A 23,765-nucleotide genomic window follows, 5' to 3' on the forward strand; every position below is an offset into this window, starting at 1 on the left:
AGTCTCCTCGGATCGTTGCTTGCAGACAGCCCAGTCTAGGCGGGTCAGACGCCCTTGCTGACCGAGCTCATGTTGAAGTCGGGCACCCGCAGCGCGGGCATCGCGGCCCGGGTGAACCAGTCGCTCCACTCGCGCGGCAGGGTCCGCTCCGTCCGGCCCGCCTCGGTGGCCCGCGACAGCAGGTCCACCGGGGACTCGTTGAACCGGAAGTTGTTGACCTCGCCGACCACCTCGCCGTTCTCCACGAGGTAGACGCCGTCCCGGGTCAGGCCGGTGAGCAGCAGCGTCGCCGGGTCGACCTCGCGGATGTACCAGAGGCAGGTGAGCAGCAGCCCGCGCTCGGTGGCGGCCACCATCTCCTCCAGGGAGCGGTCGCCGCCGCCGTCCAGGATGAGGTTCCCCGCGCCCGGCGCCACCGGCATGCCGGTGAGGCCGGCCGTGTGCCGGGTGGTGATCAGCCGGTCGAGCGCGCCGGCCCGCACCCACTCCACCGGGCCGACGGGCAGGCCGTTGTCGAAGACCGACTCGTCGTCCCCGGAGGCGTGCGCGATCACGAAGGGCGCGGACTCCAGACCCGGCTCGTTCGGGTCGCTGCGCAGGGTCAGCGGCAGCGGCGAGAGGGTCTCGCCGAGCCGGGTGCCGCCGCCGGGCCGGGAGAAGACCGTACGGCCCTCCACCGCGTCCCGGGCCATCGAGGACCACAGCTGGTAGATCAGCAGGTCGGCGACGGCGGTCGGCGGCAGCAGCGTCTCGTACCGGCCGGCCGGCAGCTCGATCCGCCGCTCGGCCCAGCCCAGCCGGACCGCGAGCTCGGCGTCGAGCACGGCCGGGTCGACGTCCTTGAAGTCGCGGGTGGAGCGGCCGGCCCAGGCGGAGCGGGTCCTATCGGGGGACTTGGCGTTGAGCTCCAGGGTGCCGTTGGGCTGGTCGTGCCGCAGCCGCAGCCCGGTCGAGGTGCCCAGGTAGGTGGAGGTCAGCTCGTGGTTCGCGAAGCCGTACAGCTCCCGGCCGCCGGCACGCGCGCGTGCGAAGGCCTCGCCGAGCGCCGGCGCGAAGTCGGCGAAGACGGCGGAGGAGGTCTCGGCGGGCGCGTCGGTGAAGTCGGGGGAGGAGGGCACGCCCTCGACCAGCGGCTGCGCGTCCTCGGCGGGCCCGGCCGCCCGCGCCGCCTCCTCGGCGGCCCGCACCAGCGGCTCCAGGTCCTCGGCGGTCACGGCCGAGCGGGACACGACGCCGGAGGCGGTGCCCTCGGCGCCGTCGACGGTGGCGATCACGGTGAGGGTGCGGCCCCGGGTCACGCCGTTCGTGGTGAGCGCGTTGCCCGCCCAGCGCAGGTTGGCCGAGGACTCCTCGTCCGCGATGACGACACACCCGTCCGCGCGGGACAGTTCGAGCGCCCGCTCGACGATCTCGTACGGCTTGCTGACGCGGCTCATCGACCGGCCTCCTGCGTGGTGTTCAGGATGTTGACGCCCCGGAAGAGGGCGGAGGGGCAGCCGTGCGAGACGGCCGCGACCTGGCCCGGCTGGGCCTTGCCGCAGTTGAAGGCGCCGCCGAGGACGTACGTCTGCGGGCCGCCGACCTGCTCCATCGAGCCCCAGAAGTCGGTGGTGGTGGCCTGGTACGCCACGTCCCGCAGCTGCCCGGCCAGCCGGCCGTTCTCGATGCGGAAGAAGCGCTGGCCGGTGAACTGGAAGTTGTACCGCTGCATGTCGATCGACCAGGACCGGTCGCCGACCACGTAGATGCCCCGCTCGACGCCGCCGATCAGGTCCTCCGTCGACAGACCGCCCGGATCGGGCCGGAGCGAGACGTTCGCCATCCGCTGCACGGGCACGTGCCCGGGGGAGTCGGCGAACGCGCAGCCGTTGGACCGTCCGAGGCCGGTGAGCTTCGCGATCCGCCGGTCCAGCTGGTAGCCGACGAGGGTGCCGTCCTTCACCAGGTCCCAGGACTGCGCCTCGACGCCCTCGTCGTCGTAGCCGATGGTCGCGAGGCCGTGCTCGGCCGTGCGGTCACCGGTCACGTTCATCACCGACGAGCCGTACGCCAGCTTGTTCAGCTGGTCGAAGGTGGCGAAGGAGGTGCCCGCGTACGCCGCCTCGTAGCCGAGCGCCCGGTCGAGCTCGGTGGCGTGGCCGATCGACTCGTGGATCGTCAGCCACAGGTTCGACGGGTCGACGACCAGGTCGTAGCGGCCGGCCTCGACGCTCGGCGCCCGCATCTTCTCGGCGAGCAGCTCCGGGATCTCCTCCAGCTCCTTGTCCCAGTCCCAGCCGGTCCCGGTGAGGTACTCCCAGCCCCGGCCGACCGGCGGCGCGATCGTCCGCATCGAGTCGAACTCGCCGGTGGTGCCGTCCACGGCGGTCGCGGTGAGCTGAGGGTGGAGCCGCACCCGCTGCTGGGTGGTGACGGTGCCCGCCGCGTCCGCGTAGAACTTGTTCTCGAAGACCGTGAGCAGCGAGGCGTCCACGTGCGCCACCCCGTCGGCCCGCAGCAGCCGCGCCGACCAGTCGGCGAGCAGCGCGCTCTTCTCCTCGGCCGGCACGGAGAACGGGTCGATCTCGTACGAGGAGATCCACACCTTGTCCGCGTGGACGGGCTCCGCCGCCAGCTCGACCCTCTCTTCGGAGCCGGCCGCGGCGATGACCTGTGCCGACAGCTTGGCCATGGCGACGGCCTGCGAGGCGACCCGCGCCGCCCCGTCCATCGTCAGGTCGACCCCGGAGGCGAAGCCCCAGGCCCCGCCGTGCACGACCCGCACCGCGTAGCCGAGGTCGGTGGTGTCCGACGAACCGGCCGGCTTGGCGTCCCGCAGCCGCCAGGCGGCGGAGCGGACCCTTTCGAGCCGGAAGTCGGCGTGCTCGGCGCCGAGCGCGCGCGCCCGCGCGAGCGCGGCGTCGGCGAGCGCCCTCAACGGCAGGGCATGGAAGTGTGGGTCGATCTGATGGACCACGAGCGGCCTCGCTCTCTGCGTGACGGGAACCTGCTGCGGCGGACGGGCAACCGGAAGTGAATCACGCCGTGCCGCGTCCATCGGCACATTTTCCCCGTGCGGGAGGCGGCGGCCCGGGCGGATTTCCGGTGCGCGGATCTGTAGGGATCCGACAGTGCCACCCGCGCGCCACTGTCGGAGGCCGATTCTTCATGAGCTGGGCGGTACCGATAGGTTTTCGGGGTACCAGACCGCTGATCGAAAGGGTGATCCGTTGAGCCGCTCGGTTCTCGTCACCGGAGGAAACCGGGGCATCGGCCTCGCCATCGCCCGCGCGTTCGCCGAGGCCGGCGACAAGGTCGCGTACACGTACCGCTCGGGCGAGCCCCCGGCCGCGCTGACCGAGCTGGGCTGCCTGGCCGTCAGGTGCGACATCACCGACGGCGAGCAGGTGGAGCAGGCGTACAAGGAGATCGAGGAGAAGCACGGCCCGGTCGAGGTCCTGGTGGCCAACGCCGGCGTCACCCGCGACACCCTCCTGATGCGCATGTCCGACGAGGACTTCACCGCCGTCGTCGACACCAACCTCACCGGTACCTTCCGGGTCGTCAAGCGCGCCAACCGCGGCATGCTCCGCGCCAAGAAGGGCCGCGTCGTCCTGATCTCCTCGGTCGTCGGTCTGCTGGGCTCCGCGGGCCAGGCCAACTACGCCGCCTCCAAGGCCGGCCTGGTCGGCTTCGCCCGCTCGCTCGCCCGTGAGCTCGGCTCGCGGAACATCACGTTCAACGTCGTCGCGCCGGGCTTCGTCGACACCGACATGACCGCCGTGCTCACCGACGAGCAGCGCGCGGGCATCGTGTCCCAGGTGCCGCTGGGCCGCTACGCGAAGCCGGAGGAGATCGCCGCCACGGTGAGGTTCCTCGCCTCCGACGACGCCTCGTACATCACTGGAGCCGTCATTCCGGTTGACGGCGGATTGGGCATGGGTCACTGATCACCATGAGCGGAATTCTCGAGGGCAAGCGCATCCTCATCACCGGTGTGCTGATGGAGTCCTCCATCGCCTTCCACGCCGCCAAGCTGGCCCAGGAGCAGGGCGCGGAGATCATCCTCACCGCCTGGCCCCGGCCGACGCTGACCGAGCGCATCGCCAAGAAGCTCCCGAACCCGGAGAACGTCAAGGTCCTGGAGCTCGACGTCTCCAACGACGAGCACCTCGCGCGCCTGGAGGGCCAGGTCCGCGAGCACCTCGGCGACCGCCTCGACGGCGTCGTGCACTCCATCGGCTTCGCCCCGCAGGACGCCCTCGGCGGCAACTTCCTCAACACGCCGTTCGAGTCCGTCGCCACCGCCATGCACGTCTCGGCCTTCTCCCTGAAGTCCCTGACGACGGCGCTGCTGCCGCTGATGAGCGAGGGCGGCTCGGTCGTCGGCCTCACCTTCGACGCCAAGTTCGCCTGGCCGCAGTACGACTGGATGGGCCCGGCCAAGGCCGCCCTGGAGGCCACCAGCCGCTACATGGCGCGCGACCTGGGCGAGCGGAACATCCGCTGCAACCTCGTCTCCGCCGGCCCGCTCGGCTCCATGGCCGCGAAGTCCATCCCCGGCTTCGGCGAGCTGGCGAAGGTCTGGGACAGCCGCTCCCCGCTGGAGTGGGACCTGTCCGACCCGGAGCCGGCCGGCCGCGCGATCGTCGCGCTGCTCTCCGACTGGTTCCCGAAGACCACCGGCGAGATCGTCCACGTCGACGGCGGTCTGCACGCGATCGGCGCCTGACCGCGCCCGTACCGCACCCCGTATCGCACCGGCCCGGGGCCGGGCGCGGGTCCCTTCCGGGACCGGCGCCCGGCCCCGTTCCGTTCCCGACTCGAAAAGTCCGGCGGATCACCGCAGACTGGTCGGAGCGTGTCGTTCCGGCTACTCACGGGGAGGAGGTACGGGCATGCGCGCGCTCCACCGCGGCTTCGCCGCCCATGCCTCGGTCGCTGCCCTGCTTCTCGGCACCGCCGTCGCCGCGGAGGTCCACGCGGCCCCCGCCCCCGCCGAGGAACCCGCCGTCACCGCTCCGGCGGCCGCCGCCCCCGAGGACTTCGGCGCCGCCTGCCACACGGTCGTCGAGGGCACCCGGGTCACCGCCCACTGCCGCAACCCGTATCCGCGGACCGACCGGATACGGCTCCACGTCGAGTGCGACCCCTGGTGGGACCTCGACACCGACAGCGCCCCCGTGGACGTCGCGCCCGCCGACCACGCGACGCTCACCGCCCGCTGCTGGAAGGAGGTCCGCTCCGCCTGGGTCACCCACGAACCGGCGGCGGAGCCTGTTCCTCCGTCCCCGCCCGCCGCTTCCCGCCCAGGCACATGAACGGATAGCCCGCGGCCTCCTCGGCCGCCCGCTCCGCGTCCCCGGCCCGGATCGCCTCCACGAGGCGCGCGTGGTCCATGTGGTTCTCCGGCCGCAGGTCCGGCCCCACGTCGCCGCGCAGCCACTCGCGCAGGAGATCGCCCAGGTCCGCGTAGAGCTCCGTCAGCACCTCGTTGCCGGACGCCGCCACCACCGCGTGGTGGAAGGCCGCGTCGGCCGTCACGAACCGCTCCGCGTCCCCCGACTCCCACGCCTCCTCGCGCCGGACCAGCAGCGCGTCCAGCTGCCCCAGGTCCCGCTCGGAGCGCCGGCCCGCCGCGAACCGCGCGGCCGCCGACTCCAGCGTGGAGCGCAGCTCGGCCACGTGCGTCGGATCGGAGCCCGCGAACCGCCGGTGCATCACCCCGGCCAGCTCGCTCGTCGCCGCCACGTAGGTGCCGGAGCCCTGCCGGATGTCGAGCAGCCCGTTGTGGGCGAGGGCCCGGACCGCCTCGCGGACGGTGTTGCGGGCCACGCCCAGCTGCTCGACGAGCTCGGGCTCGGTCGGGATGCGGGAGCCGACCGGCCATTCGCCGGAGGTGATCTGGTTCCGCAGCTCGGCGATCACCTGGTCGGTGAGACCGGTACGCCGGGGGTGCCCGAGGGCCATGGGGGACTCGCCTTCACACACGGGGTTCGCACGGATCGTTCGAGATTGGACAACCAATCATCCCATGATTCTATGATGGTTCCATGCCAGACGAGCCGAAGACCCTCGACGCCGCCCCCGCGCGGCCCTCCTCCGCCCTGCGGGATCCGATATCCGCCCCGCAGACCGGCCGCGGCGCCCGCTGGACGCTCGGCCTCGTCTCCGTCGGCCTCGTCCTCACCGCGCTGAACCTGCGCCCCGCGATCACCAGCCTCGGCGCCCTCCTCGAAGAGGTCAGCGCCGCCCTGCACATGAGCGGCACCGTCGCCGGCGTCCTCACCTCGGTGCCGCCGCTCTGCTTCGCGGTCTTCGGCATCACGGCCCCGCGCCTGGCCCGCCGCTTCGGCCCCGCCGCCGTCGTCTGCGCCGGCATGGCCGCCATCCTCGCGGGCCTGCTGCTGCGCCCCCTCGCGACCGGCACCGCGGGCTTCCTGGCCGCCAGCGCCCTCGCCCTCATGGGCATCGCCGTCAGCAACATCCTCATGCCGGTGATCGTCAAGCGGTACTTCCCCGACCGCATCGGCAGCATGACCGGCCTGTACTCCATGGCCCTGGCGCTCGGCACCTCGCTCGCCGCCGCCCTCACCGTCCCCATGACCGACGCCCTCGGCGGCGACTGGCGCCTCGGCCTCGGCGTCTGGGCGGTCCTCGCCGCCCTCGCCGTCCTGCCCTGGCTCCCCCTCGTCAAGGACCGCAACGGCCCGGCCCTCACGGAACGGGGCACCCCGGCCGGCACCGTTCCCGCCCCCTCCGCCCCCACCGCCTCCGAGACAGCGCCCCGCCCCATGTACCGCAGCCGCACCGCCTGGGCGCTGGCCTGCTTCTTCGGCCTCCAGGCCACCGGCGCGTACATCACCATGGGCTGGATGCCGCAGATCTTCCGCGACGCCGGCGTCCCCGCCTCCACCGCGGGCGTCCTGCTCGCCGTCACCATGGTCATGGGCGTCCCGCTCGCCTTCGTCATCCCGCGCCTCGCGACCCGGATGCGCCACCAGGGCCCGATCGTCGTCGCCCTCGGCACCTGCGGACTCGTCGGCTACACCGGTCTGCTGCTCGCCCCGGCCGGCGGCGCCTGGATCTGGGCGGTGCTCCTCGGCGTCTCCAACTGCTCCTTCCCGCTCGCCCTCACCATGATCGGCATGCGCTCGCGCACCGGCGCCGGCGTCGTCCGCCTCTCGGCCTTCGCCCAGAGCGTCGGCTACCTCATCTCCATCCCCGGCCCGCTCCTCGTCGGCGTCCTCTACCAGCACAGCGGCGGCTGGGGCGTGCCGATCGCCCTCATGGGCGGGCTGATGATCCCGCAGATGATCGTGGGCACCCTCGCCGGACGGGACCGGACGGTCGAGGACGAGACCTGAGATGCGAGACTGGGCCCATGCCCGTTCTCGAACCCAATCCCCAGGGCGGCCAGAAGAAGCTGCTCCTCGTGCTCGGCGCGATGCTCGGCATCACGGTCGTCATCGCCGTCATCGCCTCGATCGCCTCCCCATGACCGGGGACACCCCGGAGAAGGCTCCGGGGGGTGGGGAAAACCCCCGCATCCCCTAGGGGGAAGTCTCAGGGGTGACTGGGTGGATCACCGGATGGGCCACGGTCCCCGTGCTCCCTACGGTGGAATCACACCGCGGCACCCGCGGCTCCCACCCTTCCCCGGGGCTCCGCCCCCGGGGGCGTCCCCACCACGGAGGCGGTCATGACGGCCCTCACCCGCACCGGCGACCGGACCACGACCGCCGGCGTCGACACCCGGCTGCCCTGGTGGGCCCTCGCCCTCCCGGTGGCCGCCTTCACCGTCCTCCTGCTGCTGGTCACCGGGCCCGGTGAGGCCGCCGCGACCGGCGGTGACGGCGGGATGGGACACCTCCTCCAGCGGATCGGGCAAACCCTCGCTCTCTGAGTCAGGACGGGTCGATCCGTGCCAAGCTGTGGACCATGAGCGTCGACACAACCCGCAGGATCGTGCTGCTCCGGCACGCGAAGGCAGACTGGGGCCAGGAGACCGACCACGAGCGGCCGCTCGCCGAGCGCGGCCGCAAGGACGCCCCCGTGGCGGGCCGTCGGCTCGCCCGGTCCGGGATCCATTTCGACCTGGCCCTCTGTTCGACCGCGGCGCGCACCCGTGAGACCTGGAAGCTCGCCGTCCACGAACTGACCGAGCGCCCCCGGACGGTCTACGAGGAGCGGATCTACGAGGCGTCCCCCGGCGAGCTCGTCGCCCTCCTCAACGAGGTCGCGGAGGACGTGCGGGACGTCCTCGTCATCGGCCACAACCCCGGCATGCACGGCCTCGCCGAGGTGCTGACCGGCGAGAGCGAGGGCGACGCCCTCACCCGGATGAACCGCACCGGCTACCCCACCTCGGCCTTCGCCGTGCTCACCTTCACCGGCGGCTGGAAGTCCGTCGAGCCCGGCGTCGCCCGCCTCGTCGACTTCTGGACCCCCCACGACTGACCCGCGCACCGGCCGCCCACCGCCTCCCCGGGCGGACGCGCGGGCCGGCACGCGAAAGGGGCCCGGCCGCCACGACGGCGGCCGGGCCCCTTCCCGTACGAGAGGGCCCGAGGGTCCGGCTCAGTGCAGCAGCTCCTCGCCGCCGTCCGCCGCCTCGACCTCCTCGCGGGTGATCCCGAGCAGATACAGCACCGTGTCGAGGAACGGCACGTTCACCGCCGTGTGCGCCGCCTCGCGCACCACCGGCTTGGCGTTGAAGGCCACCCCGAGCCCCGCCGCGTTCAGCATGTCCAGGTCGTTGGCGCCGTCGCCGATCGCCACCGTCTGCGCCAGCGGCACCCCGGCCTCCGCCGCGAACCGGCGCAGCAGCCGCGCCTTGCCCGCCCGGTCCACGATCTCGCCCGTCACCCGCCCGGTGAGCTTCCCGTCCACGATCTCCAGGGTGTTGGCCTGGGCGAAGTCGAGCCCCAGGCGTTCCTTCAGATCGTCCGTGACCTGCGTGAAGCCGCCCGAGACCACACCCACCTGGTAGCCGAGCCGCTTCAGGGTGCGGATCAGCGTCCGGGCGCCCGGCGTGAGCCGCACCTCGGCCCGCACCTTGTCCACCACCGACGCGTCCAGGCCCTCCAGGAGCGCCACGCGCGCGTGCAGCGACTGCTCGAAGTCCAGCTCGCCGCGCATCGCCGCCGCCGTCACCTCGGCGACCTTCTCCTCGCACCCGGCGTGCGCCGCGAAGAGCTCGATCACCTCGTCCTGGATCAGCGTCGAGTCCACGTCCATGACGACCAGCCGCTGCGCCCGCCGGTGCAGCCCCGCCGAGACCACGGCCACGTCCACGCCGATGGTGTGCGCCTCGGTGGCCAGCGCCGTCCGCAGCGCCTCGGTCTCGCAGCCCGAGACCGCGAACTCGACCGCCGTCACCGGGTACTTCGCCAGCCGGAAGATACGGTCGATGTTGCCGCCCGTGCCGGCGATCCTGGCCGTTATGGCCGCCGTCTGCTCGGCCGTCAGCGGGTGTCCGAGCACCGTCACGTGCGAGCGGCCCTCGCCGCGCGGCCGGTTGTCGCCGAGGCCCGAGATGATCTCGGCCTGGAGCTTCAGCGACTCGGCCCAGCTGTGCACGGTGGCGCGCAGCTCGCCCTGGGTCGCGACGGTCGGTTCGGTGACCAGCGCGCACAGCACGAGCCGGCCGCGCGACACGACCTGCTCGATGTCGACGACGTCCACGGAGAAGGCGGCCAGGGTGTCGAAGAGGCCGGCCGTGATCCCGGGCCGGTCCTTCCCGAAGATCTTGACGAGAAGCGTGGGCACGTCCGCGGGGTGAACGGCGGGGACGTCCGGTGTCTGCGATGCGCTCATGGTGCTCCCACCGTATCGGGCACCCGGTGCCACCCGACGCCCCGTCCCGCGTTCCGGACACCCACCCGGCCGAACACCGTCCCGGAGGGGCCTGGAGGCCCTCCCCCGGGTCTTCACGCCGCCCGACTTTCGGATCGGGGACCCGGCCTGAAATAGTTCCCCAGGATGATTCGCCATCCCTAGGGCCCCCGTGTCGGGGGTGCATCGGGGGACACACAGTGGGGCATGGAGTGCCAGAACTCGTACTCGAACTCAACGGCAGGACCTGGACGCTGGAGCCGTCCCGGTCGTACACCCTGGGGCGCGACCCCCAGGGCGACCTGGTCATCGACGACGCCAGGGTCTCGTGGCGGCACGCCACGATCAGCTGGAACGGCCGGAGCTGGGCCATCGAGGACCACGGCTCCACCAACGGCACCTTCGTCGCCGGGCAGCGCCTCCAGCAGCTGGAGATCGGCCCCGGGACCGCCGTCCACCTCGGCAACCCGACGGACGGCCCGCGCCTGAACCTCTCCGCCGCGCACGCCGGACAGCCGGCCCACGCGTACCAGGGCGGTGCTCCGGTCCAGCCGGTCCAGCCGCCCGTCGAGCAGCAGGCCGAGTGGGCCACCCACGACGCCGCGCCGCCCCAGCACGGCGGCTGGCAGCAGCCCGCGCCGCAGCACGGAGGCCACGTCCCGCCGCAGGTGCCCCACCAGGGGGGCGGTCCGGTCGAGCAGCTCGCCCAGAAGACCAGCGGCGCCGCGGGGGCGTCGTCGGCCTACTCCGACCGCAGCCCCACCACCTTCCACCAGCTGGCCCTCGGCCACGTGATGCGCATCGGCCGTGCGCTCGAGAACGAACTGGTCGTCTCCGACCTCCAGGTCTCGCGCCACCACGCCGAGTTCCACGCCACGCCCGACGGCCGCATGGAGATCCGCGACCTCGGCTCGCACAACGGCACCTACGTCAACGGCCAGCCGATCCCCAAGGGCGGCACCGCCCTCCTCGGCCCCCAGGACATCGTCGGCGTCGGCCACTCCACCTTCCGGATCGTCGGCGGCCAGCTGGAAGAGTTCGTCGACACCGGCTCGGTCTCCTTCTCGGCCCGCCACCTCACGGTGACCGTCGACGGCGGCAAGCAGATCCTCAAGGACGTCTCCTTCGGCGTCCCCGAGAAGTCGCTCATCGGCGTCATCGGCCCCTCCGGCTCCGGCAAGTCCACCCTCCTCAAGGCGCTCACCGGCTACCGGCCCGCCAACGAGGGCGACGTCCTCTACGACAACCGCAGCCTCTACAAGCAGTTCGCCGAGCTGCGCCAGCGCATCGGTCTGGTCCCGCAGGACGACATCCTGCACAAGGAGCTGACCGTCCAGAAGGCGCTCCGGTACGCCGCCAAGCTCCGCTTCCCCGGCGACACCGCGACCGCCGAGCGCGAGGCCCGCATCGACGAGGTGCTGCGCGAGCTCAAGCTGGACATCCACAAGGAGAAGAAGGTCACCTCCCTCTCCGGCGGCCAGCGCAAGCGCGTCTCCGTCGCCCTGGAGCTGCTGACCAAGCCCTCGCTGATCTTCCTGGACGAGCCGACCTCCGGCCTCGACCCGGGCATGGACCGCGACGTCATGCAGCTGCTCCGCGCCCTCGCCGACGACGGCCGCACGGTCCTCGTCGTCACCCACTCCGTCGCCGAGCTGGCCCTCTGCGACAAGCTCCTGGTGATGGCGCCCGGCGGCTCCGTGGCGTACTTCGGCCCGCCGGACGAGGCGCTGAACTTCTTCGGCTACTCCTCCTGGGCCGACGTCTTCTCCGCCTTCGAGAACTACCGCGACTACGACTGGGCCGGCCGCTGGAAGGGCTCGCAGCACTACCAGCTGTACGCCGCCGACATCGACGCCGTCGCCGCCCAGCCCGTCCACATGCCGCAGCAGGCGATGTCCCGCCCGCCGAAGCCGCAGGGCTGGGGCTCCCAGCTGTGGACCCTGATCCGCCGCTACACCTCGGTGATCGTCTCCGACAAGGGCTTCCTCGCCCTCATGGTGATCCTCCCCGCGGTCATCGGCTCGGTCTCCGTCGTCATCCCCGCCGACTTCGGCCTCGCGCCCCCGACTCCGCCGTCCCGGTTCAACGGCGACGCCGGCATCATCATGCTGATCCTCACGGTCGGCATGTGCTTCTCCGGAGCCGCGAACTCCGTACGAGAACTGATCAAGGAACGGGTCATCTACGAGCGCGAGCGCGCCACCGGCCTCTCCCGCTCGGCGTACCTGATGTCCAAGGTGATCGTCCTCGGCGTCATCACGGCCTTCCAGGGCGTCATCCTCTGCGCCATCGGCTTCGCCATCCGCGACCTGCCCGCCGAGGGCCTGATCATGCCGCCGGCGGTCGAGCTCTGCCTCACCGTCATCGCGCTCGGCCTCACCTCGATGATGGTCGGCCTGGTCATCTCCGCGCTGGTGAAGACCGCCGAGAAGACCATGCCGCTGCTCGTCATGTTCGCGATCGTCCAGGTCGTCTTCACCGGCATCCTCTTCAAGGTCTTCGGCTCGCCCGGCCTGGAGCAGTTCGCCTGGCTGATGCCCTCCCGCTGGGCCATCGCCGGCGCCGGCACCACCCTCGACCTCGCGCACCTCATGGCGCCGTGGGACCCGAAGAACCCCACCGACCTGGACCCGCTGTGGGAGCACAGCGCCGGCCAGTGGGGCTTCAACGTCGGCGTGCTGCTCGTCATGACCGTCGTCCTCGGCGTCGCCGTCGCCCGGCTGCTGCGCCGCCACGAGCCCGAGGTCATGCGCAAGTAGCGGCCCCGGAGCACCACGCCAGGAGGGCGGCACCCCGCACGGGGTGCCGCCCTCCTGGCGTGCTCGGGACGGATCAGTACGCGCTGTTGACGTTGTCGATCGAGCCGTACCGGTCGGCCGCGTAGTTGGCGGCGGCGACGATGTTGGCGACCGGGTCGTACTGGTCGAACTTGGTGCCCGGCACGTGGTACGCCTTGAAGGTCGGGTAGATCACCTGGAGCAGGCCCTTGGACGGGACGCCGTTGATGGCGTTGATGTCCCAGTTGTTGATCGCGTACGGGTTGCCGCTGGACTCGCGCATGATGTTCTTGTGCAGGCCGTTGTACGAGCCCGGGATGTCGTGCTTGTCCATGATGAACAGCGCCTCGCGGATCCAGCCGTCGAGGTTGTTCGCGAAGACCGGCGTCCGGGTGACGGAGCGGCTCGCGGCCGTCTTCTCCGCGGCGCGCTTCTTCGCGGCGGCCTTCGCCTTGGCCGCGGCCTTCGCCTCGGCGGCCCGCTTCTTCGCGGCGGCGTCGGCCTTCGCCTTCGCCGCGGCCTTGGCCTTCGCGGCCTTCGCCTTGGCGGCGGCAGCGGCCTTGGCCTTGGCGGCGGCGTCCTGCTTGGCCTTCAGGCCGATCGTGGACTGCTGGTCGTTGACGCTCGCGGCCAGCGCCTTGGCCTGCGGGCTGGCGGCGTCGTACGACCACGCCACCTTCTGGCTGGTGTTCAGCGCCTGCGGCTCGGTCTCCGTGGAGCCGTTGCCCGGCACGAGGGAGAGGGTGAGCGCGGCAGCGCCCAGGGCGGCGACGCCGGCGATCGTGGCCTTGTGGGTCTTCTTCAGACCACGACTGTGGCCAGGGGTGTTCTGAGACATGCAGGACTACCTCTTCGAATCGCTGGGGGTCGCTGGGCCGGGGCGGCGCTGCGCCTGCTCGGCGGCGACGGGGGCAATTCTTAGCGGCAGCAAAATCGTGTGGCAAAGGTGTGACGTACGATCCCGGGTAGTGGATCAGGGGCCCGTGTATGCGCCCGAGAAACGGCTTCGAGCCCGATTCGCCCCGCCCTGGAGGGGCCTCGGACGTTCCACTAGGCAGCTTCGTAAGTGACCTGCGTCCTATGCGCGGGCTCACAGAGGGCACGTAACAAACTCACCGGACGTTGCGTGAGCAATGCGGACGGTGACCCTCCTCCACCCAGCGGAGGAGAACCGGCGCCCCCGACTCCCGCCCAGGGAGTACGGGCTCCGCCCCGGCCGCCGCCCTCGCGTACGCGTACGTACGCGCGCGTGCGCCTCCTTAGTTCGCGCGGACCCCGCCGTCCGTGCCGGCGCCCTCCTGTTCCTCCGGGCCCTTCGACCTAGGTCCCGCGACCCGCGCCACGGCCGTCCCCGGTCCCATCCGGGCCGCCGCACCCCGCCGGTACCGTGAGGCCATGAGTCACCGCACCGGCTCCGGCCTCGCCGCCGTGAGCACCGCACTCCTGGCGATGAGCCGGCAGATGGAGGTCCGCGACGTCCTCAAGACGATCGTGGCCTCCGCCCGCGAGCTGCTCGACGCCGAGTACGCGGCCCTCGGCGTCCCCGACGACCACGGGGGCTTCGCCCAGTTCGTCGTCGACGGCGTCAGCGACGAACAGTGGAAGGCCATCGGCCCGCTGCCCCGCCAGCACGGCGTCCTGGCGGCGATGCTCCACAAGGCCGAGCCCGAGCGGCTCGCCGACGTCCGCGAGGACCCCCGCTTCGGCGGCTGGCCCGACGCCCACCCCGAGCTCTCCGACTTCCTCGGCCTCCCCGTCCGCGACGGCGACGAGACCCTGGGCGCCCTCTTCCTCGCCAACAAGCGCTGCCCCAAGCCCGAGGGAGGCTGCGGCTTCACCGCCGAGGACGAGGAACTGCTCGGCATCCTCGCCCAGCACGCCGCCATCGCCCTCACCAACGCCCGGCTGTACGAGCGCAGCCGCGAGCTCACCATCGCCGAGGAGCGCTCCCGGCTCGCCCACGAGCTGCACGACGCCGTCAGCCAGAAGCTCTTCTCCCTGAGGCTCACCGCCCAGGCCGCCGCCGCCCTCGTCGACCGCGACCCGGCCCGCGCCAAGGGCGAGCTCCAGCAGGTCGCCGCGCTCGCCGCCGAGGCCGCCGACGAGCTGCGCGCCGCCGTGGTCGAGCTCCGCCCCGCCGCCCTCGACGAGGACGGCCTCGTCCACACCCTGCGCACCCAGGTCCAGGTCCTCGACCGCGCCCACTCCGCCGCGGTCGTCTTCGACAGCCCCGGCATCCGCGCCCTGCCCGCCGCCCAGGAGGAAGCCGTCCTCCGGGTCGCCCAGGAGGCCCTGCACAACGCCCTGCGGCACGCGGAGGCCGCCCGGGTCGCCGTCACCCTGGTCCGGCACGGCCAGGGCGCCCGGCTCAGCGTCGCCGACGACGGACGCGGCTTCGACCCCACGGCCGTCCGCAGCGCCGGACGCCACCTCGGCCTGGTGTCCATGCGCGACCGCGCCGCCGGAGTCGGCGGCGCCCTCACCGTGACCTCCGCCCCCGGCGAGGGCACCACGATCGAGATGGAGGTCCCCGGTGGCTGACAAGCCCATCCGCGTGCTCCTGGTCGACGACCACCAGGTCGTCCGCCGCGGCCTGCGCACCTTCCTGGAGGTCCAGGACGACATAGAGGTCGTCGGCGAGGCCGCCGACGGCGCCGAGGGGGTCGCCCGCGCGGAGGAGCTCCGCCCCGACGTCGTCCTCATGGACATCAAGATGCCGGGCACCGACGGCATCGAGGCCCTGAAGCGGCTGCGCGCCCTGGCCAACCCGGCCAAGGTCCTCATCGTGACCAGCTTCACCGAGCAGCGCACGGTCGTCCCCGCCCTGCGCGCGGGCGCCTCGGGATACGTCTACAAGGACATCGACCCCGACGCCCTCGCCGGCGCGATCCGCTCCGTCCACGCCGGCCACGTCCTGCTCCAGCCCGAGGTGGCCGGCGTCCTCCTCGCCCAGGACGAACCCCAGGGCGGTACGGGACGCGGCACCACCCTCACGGAGCGGGAGCGCGAGGTCCTGGGCCTCATCGCCGACGGCCGCTCCAACAGGGAGATCGCGAGGGCCCTGGTCCTCTCCGAGAAGACGGTGAAGACGCATGTCTCGAACATCCTCATGAAACTGGACCTCGCGGACCGCACCCAAGCGGCGCTCTGGGCGGTCCGCCACGGCCTCACCACCTGAAACGCGCCGTTCACGCGCCGGGGCGTACGCCCGTTCAGAAGGTCATACGGTCGTGTGTACATCCCCCATTCGGCGCAACCCCTGAGGGCGGGCGGCGTTCTCCAAGGCGTGCTGCGGCGGACCGGCCGCAGCGAAGACCAGGAGGAAGTACCAAGTGAAGAACCTCAAGAAGGCCGCTGCCCTCACCATGGTCGCCGGTGGCATCGTCGCCGCCGGTGCCGGCGTGGCCTCCGCCCACGGCGCCGACGCCCACGGCCAGGCCCTCAACTCCCCGGGCGTCGCCTCCGGCAACCTGGTGCAGGTCCCCGTCCACGTCCCCGTGAACGTCTCCGGCAACACGGTCAACGTGATCGGTCTCCTCAACCCCGCCTTCGGCAACCACGCCCTCAACGGCTGACCACCGGGCAACAGGCACCGACGGCCCCCGGGAACCCTCCCCCCGGGGGCCGTCGCCCCGTTGTGGGCACACGTCCCGCCGTCACCCCCCGTTGTGGGCATACGTTCCGCAAGGGCGGAACGGGTGGGCACAACCCCCCTGGGCGGCGCCCGCCCCAAGAGCCCTCGCCCCGGCACCCGCACCCAGCGGACCCGCGCCCGAAGGAGCACAGGGCCCCCGCACGGGAAGACCGCCCGCACGACCGCGAAGGTCAGAAACCCCGCTCCCGCTCCTTCTCCTCCACCCAGGAGTTGTACGCGGCGACCCGCGCCCGCCGGGCCACCCGCTCCACCGGCGCCAGCGCGGCCCCCCGCGCCGCCATCTCGGACGCGCTGACCGCACCCCCGTGCCCGTTCCCGTACGCGAGGTCGACCAGCAGACCGATCCGCTGGGCCAGCTCCAGGACCCGCACCGCCCGCGCCGGATACCCGGGAGCCAGGACCTCGCGGCTCGGCTCCGCCCGCGCCCGGTACGCCTCGCGCGCCGCCTCCGCCGCGGGCCCCGACGCCGCCACGTCGAGCCGCGTCAGTGCCACCGTCGCGTCCCGCAGCGCCTCCGCCAGCTCCCGCTCCGCCTCGCTCAGCGAGGGCACGTCGGCCGGCGGCGCCTCCCGCACCGTCATGCAGTGCCACACCACCTCGACGTGCACGTCCCCACGAGGCCCCGCCTCCGCGACCTCCGGCACGAGCCCGTACGGCGCCCCGTACCCGACCACCGTCTCCTCCGCCTCCAACGCGCGCGCGTTGAAGTCCGGCGGCCCGCTCAGCCCCAGCGGATGCCCGGGCGCGGGCAGCGCCACCCGCCACCCGGTCACCCCGAGCCGCCGCAGCCGCCCGAGCGCCAGCGTCAGTCCCACCGGACCCGCCTCACCCGGCACCCCCGCCACGCGGTGCACCGCGTCCTCCCCGACGATCGCCAGCGCCGCGTCGTCCGGGGACACCGCCCCGGCGAGCAGGGCATTGCCCCAGGCGGCCAGACGTCCTGAACGTGGTTCCGAAAGCATCCCCCCAGAGTAAGGACCCGAACGACGCCCTAGGGACCGGCCCGCCCCGCCGATGACGTAGGTTTTCCCGTGGACGCCGCGCCCGCGGCCCAAGGCGACGACACGAGCCGGACACGACTCGACGGCAAGGGGAGACAACGCGCTCATGAGCGATGTACTGGAGCTGGTGGACGTATCCGTGGTCCGCGACGGACGCGCTCTGGTGGACGAGGTCTCCTGGTCGGTCAAGGAAGGGGAGCGCTGGGTCATCCTCGGCCCGAACGGCGCCGGCAAGACCACCCTCCTGAACCTCGCCTCCAGCTACCTCTACCCCACCGCCGGTAGCGCCACCATCCTCGGCGAGCGCCTCGGCGCCGTCGACGTGTTCGAGCTGCGCCCCCGCATCGGCATGGCCGGCATCGCCATGGCGGAGAAGCTCCCCAAGCGCCAGACCGTCCTCCAGACCGTCCTCACCGCCGCGTACGGCATGACCGCCACCTGGCACGAGGACTACGACCCGGTCGACGAGGCCCGCGCCAAGGCGTTCCTCGACCGCCTCGGCATGACCGAGTACCTGGACCGGAGGTTCGGCACCCTCTCCGAGGGCGAGCGCAAGCGCACTCTGATCGCCCGCGCGATGATGACCGACCCCGAGCTCCTCCTCCTCGACGAGCCCGCCGCCGGCCTCGACCTCGGCGGCCGCGAGGACCTCGTCCGCCGCCTCGGCCGCCTGGCCCGGGACCCGTACGCCCCCTCCATGATCATGGTCACCCACCACGTCGAGGAGATCGCCCCCGGCTTCACCCACGTCCTGATGATCCGTCAGGGCAAGGTGCTCGCCGCCGGCCCCATGGAGACCGAGCTCACCTCCCGCAACCTCTCCCACTGCTTCGGCCTCCCGCTCGTCGTCGAGCGCGTCGGCGACCGCTGGACCGCCCAGGGCCTGCCCCTCAAGTAACCCCGCCCGACAGGACGGTGGACCGCCGTGACCCGCACAGCCACGGCACCGCACCCTGTCCCACGAGGCCCCACCCGCCCTACCATGACCGTGTGGACATCGACGCATGGATCTGGTGGCTGATCGGCGCGGTGGGGCTCGGCATTCCCCTGGTCCTCACCGCCATGCCGGAGTTCGGCATGTTCGCCGTCGGCGCGGTGGCCGGAGCGGTCACCGCCGCCCTCGGCTTCGGCGTCGTCGCGCAGGTGATCGTCTTCGTGGCCGTCTCGGTCGCGCTCATCGCCGTCGTACGCCCCATCGCGGCCCGCCACCGCGCGGGCACCCCCGCCCTCGCCACCGGCATCGACGCCCTGAAGGGCCGTCAGGCCCGCGTCCTGGAACGGGTCGACGCGGAAGGCGGGCGCATCAAGCTCGCCGGCGAGATCTGGTCCGCCCGCTCCCTCGACGCCACCCGCGTCTTCGAACCGGGCGAGGAGGTCGACGTGGTCGAGATCGAGGGCGCCACCGCCGTCGTCATCTGACCGAACCCCGCCCCTGACGTCCCCACGTCATGGGAAACTCGATCATCGGAAGAGCAACCCGAGAGAAACCCGGCAGACAAACCGGCAGCGAAGGGCACGGGGAACACGATGTCAGCAGTCATCATCGTCCTGATCATTCTGGTGGTGCTCGTCTTCATCGCCCTGATCAAGACGATCCAGGTCATCCCGCAGGCCAGCGCCGCGATCGTGGAGCGCTTCGGCCGCTACACCCGCACCCTCAACGCCGGCCTCAACATCGTCGTCCCGTTCATCGACACGATCCGCAACCGCATCGACCTCCGCGAGCAGGTCGTCCCCTTCCCGCCCCAGCCGGTGATCACCCAGGACAACCTGGTCGTCAACATCGACACCGTCATCTACTACCAGGTGACCGACGCCCGCGCCGCCACCTACGAGGTGGCCAGCTACATCCAGGCCATCGAGCAGCTCACCGTCACCACCCTGCGCAACATCATCGGCGGCATGGACCTGGAGCGGACCCTCACCTCCCGCGAGGACATCAACGCCGCCCTCCGCGGCGTCCTCGACGAGGCCACCGGCAAGTGGGGCATCCGCGTCAACCGCGTCGAGCTCAAGGCCATCGAGCCGCCGACCTCCATCCAGGACTCGATGGAGAAGCAGATGCGCGCCGACCGCGACAAGCGCGCCGCCATCCTCCAGGCCGAGGGCGTCCGCCAGTCCGAGATCCTCCGGGCCGAGGGCGAGAAGCAGTCCGCGATCCTCCGCGCCGAGGGCGAGTCCCAGGCCGCGGCCCTCCGGGCGGAGGGCGAGGCCCAGGCCGTCCGCACCGTCTTCGAGGCCATCCACGCCGGCGACCCGGACCAGAAGCTCCTCTCGTACCAGTACCTCCAGATGCTCCCGAAGATCGCCGAGGGCGACGCCAACAAGCTCTGGATCGTGCCCAGCGAGATCGGCGACGCCCTCAAGGGCCTCTCCGGCGCCCTCGGCAACATGGGCCCGAGCGCTCCGTCCCCGTCCGTCACCAAGGACGTCCCGGCCGCCCGGCGCGAAGAGCCCACCGTCGACTGAACGATGGCTGACACGTACATGTAACTCCGGGCATGATCAGTGCGAGCCCCTCGACTCTCGCCGCACGCAGGGCGGGGAGGCGAACCACTGACCATGTGAGGAAACGGCTTTGTCCATCTGGGAAGCCCTGGCGGTCTTCGCCGCCGGCATCGGCGCCGGCGCCATCAACACCATCGTCGGATCGGGAACGCTCATCACCTTCCCCGTCCTCCTCGCGACCGGACTGCCACCGATCACCGCGAACGTCTCCAACGCCCTCGGCCTCGTCCCCGGCTCCATCAGCGGGGCCATCGGCTACCGCCGCGAACTCAAGGGCCAGACCCGCCGGATCCTCCGCCTCGGCTCCGCCGCCCTCGTCGGCGGCCTCGTCGGCGCGATCCTGCTCCTCGCCCTGCCCTCCGAGGCCTTCGACGCCATCGTCCCGATCCTCATCGGACTGGCCCTGATCCTCGTCCTCTTCCAGCCCCGCATCGCCGCCGCCGTCCAGCGCCGCCGCGAACAGACCGGCAACGAGGCCCACCCCGACGGCGGCCCCGTCCTCCTGGTCGGCCTCACCCTCGCCAGCATGTACGGCGGCTACTTCGGCGCCGCCCAGGGAGTCCTCTACCTCTCCCTCATGGGCCTGCTCCTCCACGACGACCTCCAGCGGATCAACGCGGTCAAGAACATCCTCGGCGCCCTCGTCAACGGCGTCGCCGCCGTCTTCTTCCTCTTCGTCGCCGAGTTCGACTGGACCGCCGTCCTCCTCATCGCCGTCGGCTCCACCCTCGGCGGCCAGATCGGCGCCAAGGTCGGCCGCCGCCTCAAGCCCGCCGTCCTGCGCGGCGTCATCATCGCCGTCGGCGTCGTCGCCATCCTCCAGCTCACCCTGAAATGACCGGAGGGCCCGCCCCTCACAGGGGCGGGCCCTCACCGGCTCAGGACCGCTCACGCCGCGGTACGCGCCAGCCAGTCCGGCAGCTCCGACCGCTCACCGGCCCGCATCGCCAGCAGCATCGCGTCCGCCGGCGTCGGCACGAACGGCTCGAAGAGCAGCGGCATCCCCGCCTGCTCCGGCGTCCGGTCCGCCTTGCGGTGGTTGTCCTCCGCGCAGGAAGCGACCGTATTCAGCCAACTGTCCCCACCACCCTGCGCCCGCGGCACCACGTGGTCCACGGTCGTCGCGCGCCTCCCGCAGTACGCGCACCGGTGCTGGTCCCTGACCAGCACCCCCCTCCTCGACCACGGCGCCTGTCTTCGGAACGGCACCCGGACGAACCGGCAGAGCCTGATCACCCGGGGCACCGGAAGGTCGACGGCGGCGGCACGCACCCGCAGATCCGGATGGGACTGTTCCACGACGGCCTTGTCCTGCAGGACAAGCACCACCGCACGGTTGAGTGTGACCGTCGAAAGCGGCTCGAAGCTCGCGTTCAGTACCAGCGTGTCCCGCATTGTGCCCACCTCCCGCGTACCGGCCCACCCCCCTGGCGGGCTTGGATCAACGATGGCCGGGCCGGCCGGGGTCGGACAACGCAATTTCGTGCGCAACAAAAGATGCCCGCTTCTGATCTCTCCAAGACCAGAAGCGGGCAAACAACAAACGAACGATCAGCCTGCCGCGGGAGCCGCGTACTCACCGACCAGCTGGGCCCGGCCCAGCGTGTGGAAGCGCAGGTTGAACCCGACGGCGGCCGGCGAGGTGTCGGCGTCGGGCCCCAGCTTCTCCGTGTCCACCGCGTACACCGTGAACACATAGCGGTGCGCCGGGTCCCCGGCCGGCGGGGCGGCCCCGCCGAAGTCCTTCGACCCGTAGTCGTTCCGCGCGTGCACGGCCCCGGCCGGCAGCCCCTCGAAGGAGCCCGATCCGGCCCCCGCGGGGAGCTCGGTGACCGACGCCGGGATGTCGAACAGCACCCAGTGCCAGAAGCCGCTGCCCGTCGGCGCGTCCGGGTCGAAGCAGGTCACCGCGAAGCTCTTGGTCTCGGCCGGGAAGCCCTCCCAGCGCAGCTGCGGGGAGACGTTCCCCGCCGCGTACACCTGAGCGTCCTTCAGCACCCCGCCGGGCGCCACGTCCTCGCTCTCCACGGTGAACGCGGCCACCGGCGGATGGAAGGCGTGGGGGAGCGGGGCACGCTGTCCCTGGTCCATGTCGAAGCCTCCGTCCCGTCCGTACTAGAGCCAGTTGCGGCGGCCGCCGACCTCGGCGAGCCACTGGTTGAGGTACGCGTTCCAGTCGGTGCCCTGGTAGTCGTTCAGACCCACCTTGAACGCCCGGAAGGAGTCGCTTCCCTCGGTGAACAGCCCCGGCTTCTTGTCCATCTCCAGGACGACGTCCATCTCGCGGTCGTCCGCGACGAAGCTGACCTCGACCTGGTTCAGGCCGCGGTACTGCTGCGGCGCGAAGAACTCGATCTCCTGGTAGAAGGGCAGCCGCTGGCGGGTGCCGCGGATGTGACCGCGCTCCATGTCCGCGCTCTTGAAACGGAAGCCCAGCTGCACGAAGGCGTCGAGGATCGCCTGCTGCGCCGGCAGGGGGTGCACGTTGATCGGGTCGAGGTCGCCCGAGTCCACCGCGCGCGCGATCTCCAGCTCGGTGGAGACGCCGATCTCCATGCCGTGCAGCCGCTGTCCGGCGATCGTGTTGATCGGCGTCTCCCACGGGATCTCCAGACCGAACGGCACCACGTGCACCGCGCCGGCCTTCACCTCGAAGGCACCCCCGAGCCGCACCTTCACGAACTCGACGTCCTGCTTGTGCTCCTGGTCGCCGCCCTCGACCTCGACACGCGCCTGGAGACCGACGGACAGCCCCTCGATCCGCTGGTCGACGCTGCCGCCCTGGATCCGGACCTCGCCCTGGACGACACCGCCCGGGACCACGTTCTCCTCGGTGAGCACCGTCTCCACGGTGGCCCCACCGGCACCCAGGCTGGCCAGCAGCTTCTTGAATCCCATGGCACTCTCTCCTTCTCGTTCCTGTCCCCTACATACGCGCGACGACCGTAGCGGGTTCCACCGGACTCCCCATTACGCTCGGACGCCATGAGCGAGAGCCCCGACCGTACGCCGCTCCCGCGGAGCTTCTTCGACCGCCCCGTCCTGGAGGTGGCCCCGGACCTCCTCGGCCGCACCCTCGTCCGTACGACCGACGAGGGAACCATGGAACTGCGCCTCACCGAGGTGGAGGCGTACGCCGGTGCGATCGACCCCGGCTCGCACGCCTTCCGCGGCCGCACGGCCCGCAACGCCGTGATGTTCGGCCCGCCCGGTCACGCGTACGTCTACTTCACCTACGGCATGTGGCACTGCCTGAACCTGGTGTGCGGCCCGGAGGGCGAGGCGAGCGGAGTACTGCTGCGCGCGGGTGAAATCCTGCGCGGCGCGGAACTGGCCCGCCCCCGCCGCCGCTCGGCCCGCAAGGACGCCGAACTGGCGAAGGGCCCGGCCCGCCTCGCCACCGCCCTGGACGTCCCCGGCTCCCTCGACGGCACCGACGTCTGCGCCGGCCCCGACGCCCCCCTCTCCGTCCTCACCGGCACCCCACCGGCCCCTTCCCTGATCCGTACGGGCCCCCGCACCGGCGTCGGCGGCGACGGCGCCCCGCACCCCTGGCGCTACTGGATCGCCGAGGACCCCACGGTCAGCCCGTACCGCCCCCACACGCCCCGCAAGAGGCGACTTGACCCGGCTGGAACGGACGCGTAACGTAGCCCGAGCCGCTTGAGACGGGGGTGCTTGTTCAAGCACCCCGAGAGCGGCCATCCACTTCACAGCGACGAATCCCCTCGGGGCTTATTTCGGCATGCCGGAATTCGTTTCGAATGGCTCGATTATGAGCCGCCCGGGAAATCGGCTAAAGTAGTGGAAGCGCCGGAAGGCCCCGAGAAAAACAAATCGGGACCGGAAAGCACCGAGGAAATCGGATCGGAAAGATCTGATAGAGTCGGAAACGAAGGAAGCGCCCGGAGGGCCTGGAAACAGGAACGAAGGAAGCGTCCGCACCTTGAGAACTCAACAGCGTGCCAAAAATCAACGCCAGATTAGTTGATACCCCGTCCAGCCGGT

25 protein-coding genes are annotated in these 23,765 nt (G+C 71.8%); 16 read left to right on the forward strand and 9 right to left on the reverse strand.

Translation table 11 applies throughout. From position 1 onward, the window contains the following. Positions 1-44: 44 nt before the first annotated feature. Together ABZ621_RS35370 and ABZ621_RS35375 are read right to left on the reverse strand one after the other, a co-directional pair. Positions 45-1,436 carry a metallopeptidase TldD-related protein gene (locus ABZ621_RS35370; protein ID WP_360610960.1) on the reverse strand — a complete coding sequence of 464 codons (1,392 nt, stop codon included), beginning with the start codon at positions 1,434-1,436 and terminating at the stop codon, positions 45-47. Next, the gene (locus ABZ621_RS35375) at positions 1,433-2,956 is read right to left on the reverse strand and encodes a TldD/PmbA family protein (RefSeq protein ID WP_360610962.1); all 1,524 of its coding nucleotides are present in this window, start codon (positions 2,954-2,956) and stop codon (positions 1,433-1,435) included. The genes ABZ621_RS35370 and ABZ621_RS35375 overlap by 4 nt, the downstream gene beginning before the upstream one ends. Before the next feature lie 253 nt (positions 2,957-3,209). Between ABZ621_RS35375 and fabG the strand changes: the two genes are divergently transcribed. From fabG to ABZ621_RS35390, 3 genes are all read left to right on the forward strand, one after another. Beyond that, positions 3,210-3,929, forward strand: a complete 720-nt coding sequence (gene fabG, locus ABZ621_RS35380; RefSeq protein ID WP_360610964.1) for a 3-oxoacyl-[acyl-carrier-protein] reductase — start codon at positions 3,210-3,212, stop codon at positions 3,927-3,929. 5 nt (positions 3,930-3,934) lie between these two features. Continuing rightward, positions 3,935-4,711 (forward strand): enoyl-ACP reductase FabI, encoded by a 777-nt coding sequence (gene fabI / locus ABZ621_RS35385; RefSeq protein ID WP_360610966.1) that lies wholly within the window; start codon positions 3,935-3,937, stop codon positions 4,709-4,711. 166 nt (positions 4,712-4,877) lie between these two features. Continuing rightward, positions 4,878-5,300, forward strand: coding sequence for a hypothetical protein (locus tag ABZ621_RS35390; protein ID WP_360610968.1), 423 nt, complete (start codon positions 4,878-4,880; stop codon positions 5,298-5,300). On the opposite strand, the gene ABZ621_RS35395 is transcribed toward ABZ621_RS35390, so the two are convergent. Then, positions 5,233-5,949: an FCD domain-containing protein gene (locus ABZ621_RS35395; protein ID WP_360610970.1), complete on the reverse strand. Its 717-nt coding sequence runs from the start codon at positions 5,947-5,949 to the stop codon at positions 5,233-5,235. The two genes, ABZ621_RS35390 and ABZ621_RS35395, sit on opposite strands and share 68 nt — an antisense overlap. Positions 5,950-6,032: 83 nt before the next feature. Between ABZ621_RS35395 and ABZ621_RS35400 the strand changes: the two genes are divergently transcribed. The 4 genes from ABZ621_RS35400 to ABZ621_RS35415 all read left to right on the forward strand — a co-directional run bounded on the left by ABZ621_RS35400 (position 6,033) and on the right by ABZ621_RS35415 (position 8,439). Next, on the forward strand, positions 6,033-7,346 hold the full coding sequence (locus tag ABZ621_RS35400) for an MFS transporter (RefSeq protein WP_360610972.1): 1,314 nt from the start codon (positions 6,033-6,035) through the stop codon (positions 7,344-7,346). A 17-nt stretch (positions 7,347-7,363) separates the two neighbouring features. After that, a complete protein-coding gene (locus tag ABZ621_RS35405; protein ID WP_268254990.1) occupies positions 7,364-7,480 on the forward strand; it encodes an SGM_5486 family transporter-associated protein in 117 nt (38 codons plus the stop codon). A 201-nt stretch (positions 7,481-7,681) separates the two neighbouring features. Then, complete coding sequence (locus ABZ621_RS35410) at positions 7,682-7,885, forward strand: hypothetical protein (RefSeq protein ID WP_360610974.1); 204 nt, start codon at positions 7,682-7,684, stop codon at positions 7,883-7,885. 35 nt (positions 7,886-7,920) lie between these two features. Further along, positions 7,921-8,439: a histidine phosphatase family protein gene (locus ABZ621_RS35415; protein ID WP_360610976.1), complete on the forward strand. Its 519-nt coding sequence runs from the start codon at positions 7,921-7,923 to the stop codon at positions 8,437-8,439. Between the two features lie 120 nt (positions 8,440-8,559). On the opposite strand, the gene serB is transcribed toward ABZ621_RS35415, so the two are convergent. Beyond that, on the reverse strand, positions 8,560-9,798 hold the full coding sequence (serB, locus tag ABZ621_RS35420) for a phosphoserine phosphatase SerB (RefSeq protein ID WP_360610977.1): 1,239 nt from the start codon (positions 9,796-9,798) through the stop codon (positions 8,560-8,562). Positions 9,799-10,016: 218 nt separating this feature from the next. Here serB and ABZ621_RS35425 point away from each other — a divergent pair, with 218 nt between their 5' ends. Further along, positions 10,017-12,575, forward strand: coding sequence for an FHA domain-containing protein (locus ABZ621_RS35425; protein WP_360610978.1), 2,559 nt, complete (start codon positions 10,017-10,019; stop codon positions 12,573-12,575). A gap of 73 nt (positions 12,576-12,648) precedes the next feature. Here ABZ621_RS35425 and ABZ621_RS35430 read toward each other — a convergent pair whose 3' ends face one another. Continuing rightward, positions 12,649-13,431 carry a transglycosylase SLT domain-containing protein gene (locus ABZ621_RS35430; RefSeq protein WP_360610979.1) on the reverse strand — a complete coding sequence of 261 codons (783 nt, stop codon included), beginning with the start codon at positions 13,429-13,431 and terminating at the stop codon, positions 12,649-12,651. Between the two features lie 557 nt (positions 13,432-13,988). Here ABZ621_RS35430 and ABZ621_RS35435 point away from each other — a divergent pair. From ABZ621_RS35435 to ABZ621_RS35445, 3 genes are all read left to right on the forward strand, one after another. Next, entirely contained in the window at positions 13,989-15,134 is a 1,146-nt protein-coding gene (locus ABZ621_RS35435) for a GAF domain-containing sensor histidine kinase (protein WP_360610981.1), read from the forward strand. Continuing rightward, on the forward strand, positions 15,127-15,771 hold the full coding sequence (locus ABZ621_RS35440) for a response regulator transcription factor (RefSeq protein WP_360610983.1): 645 nt from the start codon (positions 15,127-15,129) through the stop codon (positions 15,769-15,771). The genes ABZ621_RS35435 and ABZ621_RS35440 overlap by 8 nt, the downstream gene beginning before the upstream one ends. A gap of 154 nt (positions 15,772-15,925) precedes the next feature. Then, the gene (locus tag ABZ621_RS35445; protein WP_189950542.1) at positions 15,926-16,168 is read left to right on the forward strand and encodes a chaplin; all 243 of its coding nucleotides are present in this window, start codon (positions 15,926-15,928) and stop codon (positions 16,166-16,168) included. 250 nt (positions 16,169-16,418) lie between these two features. Here the strand turns inward: ABZ621_RS35445 and ABZ621_RS35450 are convergent, their stop codons facing one another. Continuing rightward, positions 16,419-17,210, reverse strand: a complete 792-nt coding sequence (locus ABZ621_RS35450) for a hypothetical protein (protein WP_360610984.1) — start codon at positions 17,208-17,210, stop codon at positions 16,419-16,421. Positions 17,211-17,355: 145 nt separating this feature from the next. Between ABZ621_RS35450 and ABZ621_RS35455 the strand changes: the two genes are divergently transcribed. The 4 genes from ABZ621_RS35455 (at position 17,356) to ABZ621_RS35470 (ending at position 20,595) form a co-directional block, all read left to right on the forward strand. Next, positions 17,356-18,147: an ABC transporter ATP-binding protein gene (locus tag ABZ621_RS35455; RefSeq protein ID WP_360610985.1), complete on the forward strand. Its 792-nt coding sequence runs from the start codon at positions 17,356-17,358 to the stop codon at positions 18,145-18,147. 92 nt (positions 18,148-18,239) lie between these two features. Next, positions 18,240-18,668 carry an NfeD family protein gene (locus ABZ621_RS35460; RefSeq protein ID WP_360610986.1) on the forward strand — a complete coding sequence of 143 codons (429 nt, stop codon included), beginning with the start codon at positions 18,240-18,242 and terminating at the stop codon, positions 18,666-18,668. A gap of 108 nt (positions 18,669-18,776) precedes the next feature. Beyond that, entirely contained in the window at positions 18,777-19,718 is a 942-nt protein-coding gene (locus ABZ621_RS35465; RefSeq protein WP_360610988.1) for an SPFH domain-containing protein, read from the forward strand. A gap of 109 nt (positions 19,719-19,827) precedes the next feature. Beyond that, positions 19,828-20,595: a sulfite exporter TauE/SafE family protein gene (locus tag ABZ621_RS35470; protein WP_360610990.1), complete on the forward strand. Its 768-nt coding sequence runs from the start codon at positions 19,828-19,830 to the stop codon at positions 20,593-20,595. A 50-nt stretch (positions 20,596-20,645) separates the two neighbouring features. Here ABZ621_RS35470 and ABZ621_RS35475 read toward each other — a convergent pair whose 3' ends face one another. The 3 genes from ABZ621_RS35475 to ABZ621_RS35485 form a co-directional block, all read right to left on the reverse strand. Beyond that, positions 20,646-21,152: an HNH endonuclease gene (locus ABZ621_RS35475; protein ID WP_360610992.1), complete on the reverse strand. Its 507-nt coding sequence runs from the start codon at positions 21,150-21,152 to the stop codon at positions 20,646-20,648. 156 nt (positions 21,153-21,308) lie between these two features. Then, positions 21,309-21,848 carry a YbhB/YbcL family Raf kinase inhibitor-like protein gene (locus ABZ621_RS35480; protein WP_360610993.1) on the reverse strand — a complete coding sequence of 180 codons (540 nt, stop codon included), beginning with the start codon at positions 21,846-21,848 and terminating at the stop codon, positions 21,309-21,311. Positions 21,849-21,872: 24 nt separating this feature from the next. Then, positions 21,873-22,655, reverse strand: a complete 783-nt coding sequence (locus ABZ621_RS35485) for a sporulation protein (protein ID WP_360610995.1) — start codon at positions 22,653-22,655, stop codon at positions 21,873-21,875. 87 nt (positions 22,656-22,742) lie between these two features. On the opposite strand from ABZ621_RS35485, the gene ABZ621_RS35490 reads away from it, so the two are divergent. Beyond that, positions 22,743-23,405 (forward strand): DNA-3-methyladenine glycosylase, encoded by a 663-nt coding sequence (locus ABZ621_RS35490; protein WP_360610997.1) that lies wholly within the window; start codon positions 22,743-22,745, stop codon positions 23,403-23,405. Positions 23,406-23,765 lie beyond the last annotated feature (360 nt).

This window comes from Streptomyces sp. NPDC007863 (genome assembly GCF_040633895.1).
GTDB lineage: Bacteria > Actinomycetota > Actinomycetes > Streptomycetales > Streptomycetaceae > Streptomyces.

What these genes read in the sequence shown, in the direction of transcription:
- ABZ621_RS35370 (WP_360610960.1), bottom strand. Translation starts at nt 1,436, where the DNA reads ATGAGCCGCGTCAGCAAGCCGTACGAGATCGTCGAGCGGGCGCTCGAA.
- fabI (WP_360610966.1), top strand. Translation starts at nt 3,935, where the DNA reads ATGAGCGGAATTCTCGAGGGCAAGCGCATCCTCATCACCGGTGTGCTG.
- ABZ621_RS35390 (WP_360610968.1), top strand. Translation starts at nt 4,878, where the DNA reads ATGCGCGCGCTCCACCGCGGCTTCGCCGCCCATGCCTCGGTCGCTGCC.
- ABZ621_RS35395 (WP_360610970.1), bottom strand. Translation starts at nt 5,949, where the DNA reads ATGGCCCTCGGGCACCCCCGGCGTACCGGTCTCACCGACCAGGTGATC.
- ABZ621_RS35400 (WP_360610972.1), top strand. Translation starts at nt 6,033, where the DNA reads ATGCCAGACGAGCCGAAGACCCTCGACGCCGCCCCCGCGCGGCCCTCC.
- ABZ621_RS35405 (WP_268254990.1), top strand. Translation starts at nt 7,364, where the DNA reads ATGCCCGTTCTCGAACCCAATCCCCAGGGCGGCCAGAAGAAGCTGCTC.
- ABZ621_RS35410 (WP_360610974.1), top strand. Translation starts at nt 7,682, where the DNA reads ATGACGGCCCTCACCCGCACCGGCGACCGGACCACGACCGCCGGCGTC.
- ABZ621_RS35415 (WP_360610976.1), top strand. Translation starts at nt 7,921, where the DNA reads ATGAGCGTCGACACAACCCGCAGGATCGTGCTGCTCCGGCACGCGAAG.
- serB (WP_360610977.1), bottom strand. Translation starts at nt 9,798, where the DNA reads ATGAGCGCATCGCAGACACCGGACGTCCCCGCCGTTCACCCCGCGGAC.
- ABZ621_RS35430 (WP_360610979.1), bottom strand. Translation starts at nt 13,431, where the DNA reads ATGTCTCAGAACACCCCTGGCCACAGTCGTGGTCTGAAGAAGACCCAC.
- ABZ621_RS35435 (WP_360610981.1), top strand. Translation starts at nt 13,989, where the DNA reads ATGAGTCACCGCACCGGCTCCGGCCTCGCCGCCGTGAGCACCGCACTC.
- ABZ621_RS35450 (WP_360610984.1), bottom strand. Translation starts at nt 17,210, where the DNA reads ATGCTTTCGGAACCACGTTCAGGACGTCTGGCCGCCTGGGGCAATGCC.
- ABZ621_RS35455 (WP_360610985.1), top strand. Translation starts at nt 17,356, where the DNA reads ATGAGCGATGTACTGGAGCTGGTGGACGTATCCGTGGTCCGCGACGGA.
- ABZ621_RS35465 (WP_360610988.1), top strand. Translation starts at nt 18,777, where the DNA reads ATGTCAGCAGTCATCATCGTCCTGATCATTCTGGTGGTGCTCGTCTTC.
- ABZ621_RS35475 (WP_360610992.1), bottom strand. Translation starts at nt 21,152, where the DNA reads ATGCGGGACACGCTGGTACTGAACGCGAGCTTCGAGCCGCTTTCGACG.
- ABZ621_RS35480 (WP_360610993.1), bottom strand. Translation starts at nt 21,848, where the DNA reads ATGGACCAGGGACAGCGTGCCCCGCTCCCCCACGCCTTCCATCCGCCG.
- ABZ621_RS35485 (WP_360610995.1), bottom strand. Translation starts at nt 22,655, where the DNA reads ATGGGATTCAAGAAGCTGCTGGCCAGCCTGGGTGCCGGTGGGGCCACC.
- ABZ621_RS35490 (WP_360610997.1), top strand. Translation starts at nt 22,743, where the DNA reads ATGAGCGAGAGCCCCGACCGTACGCCGCTCCCGCGGAGCTTCTTCGAC.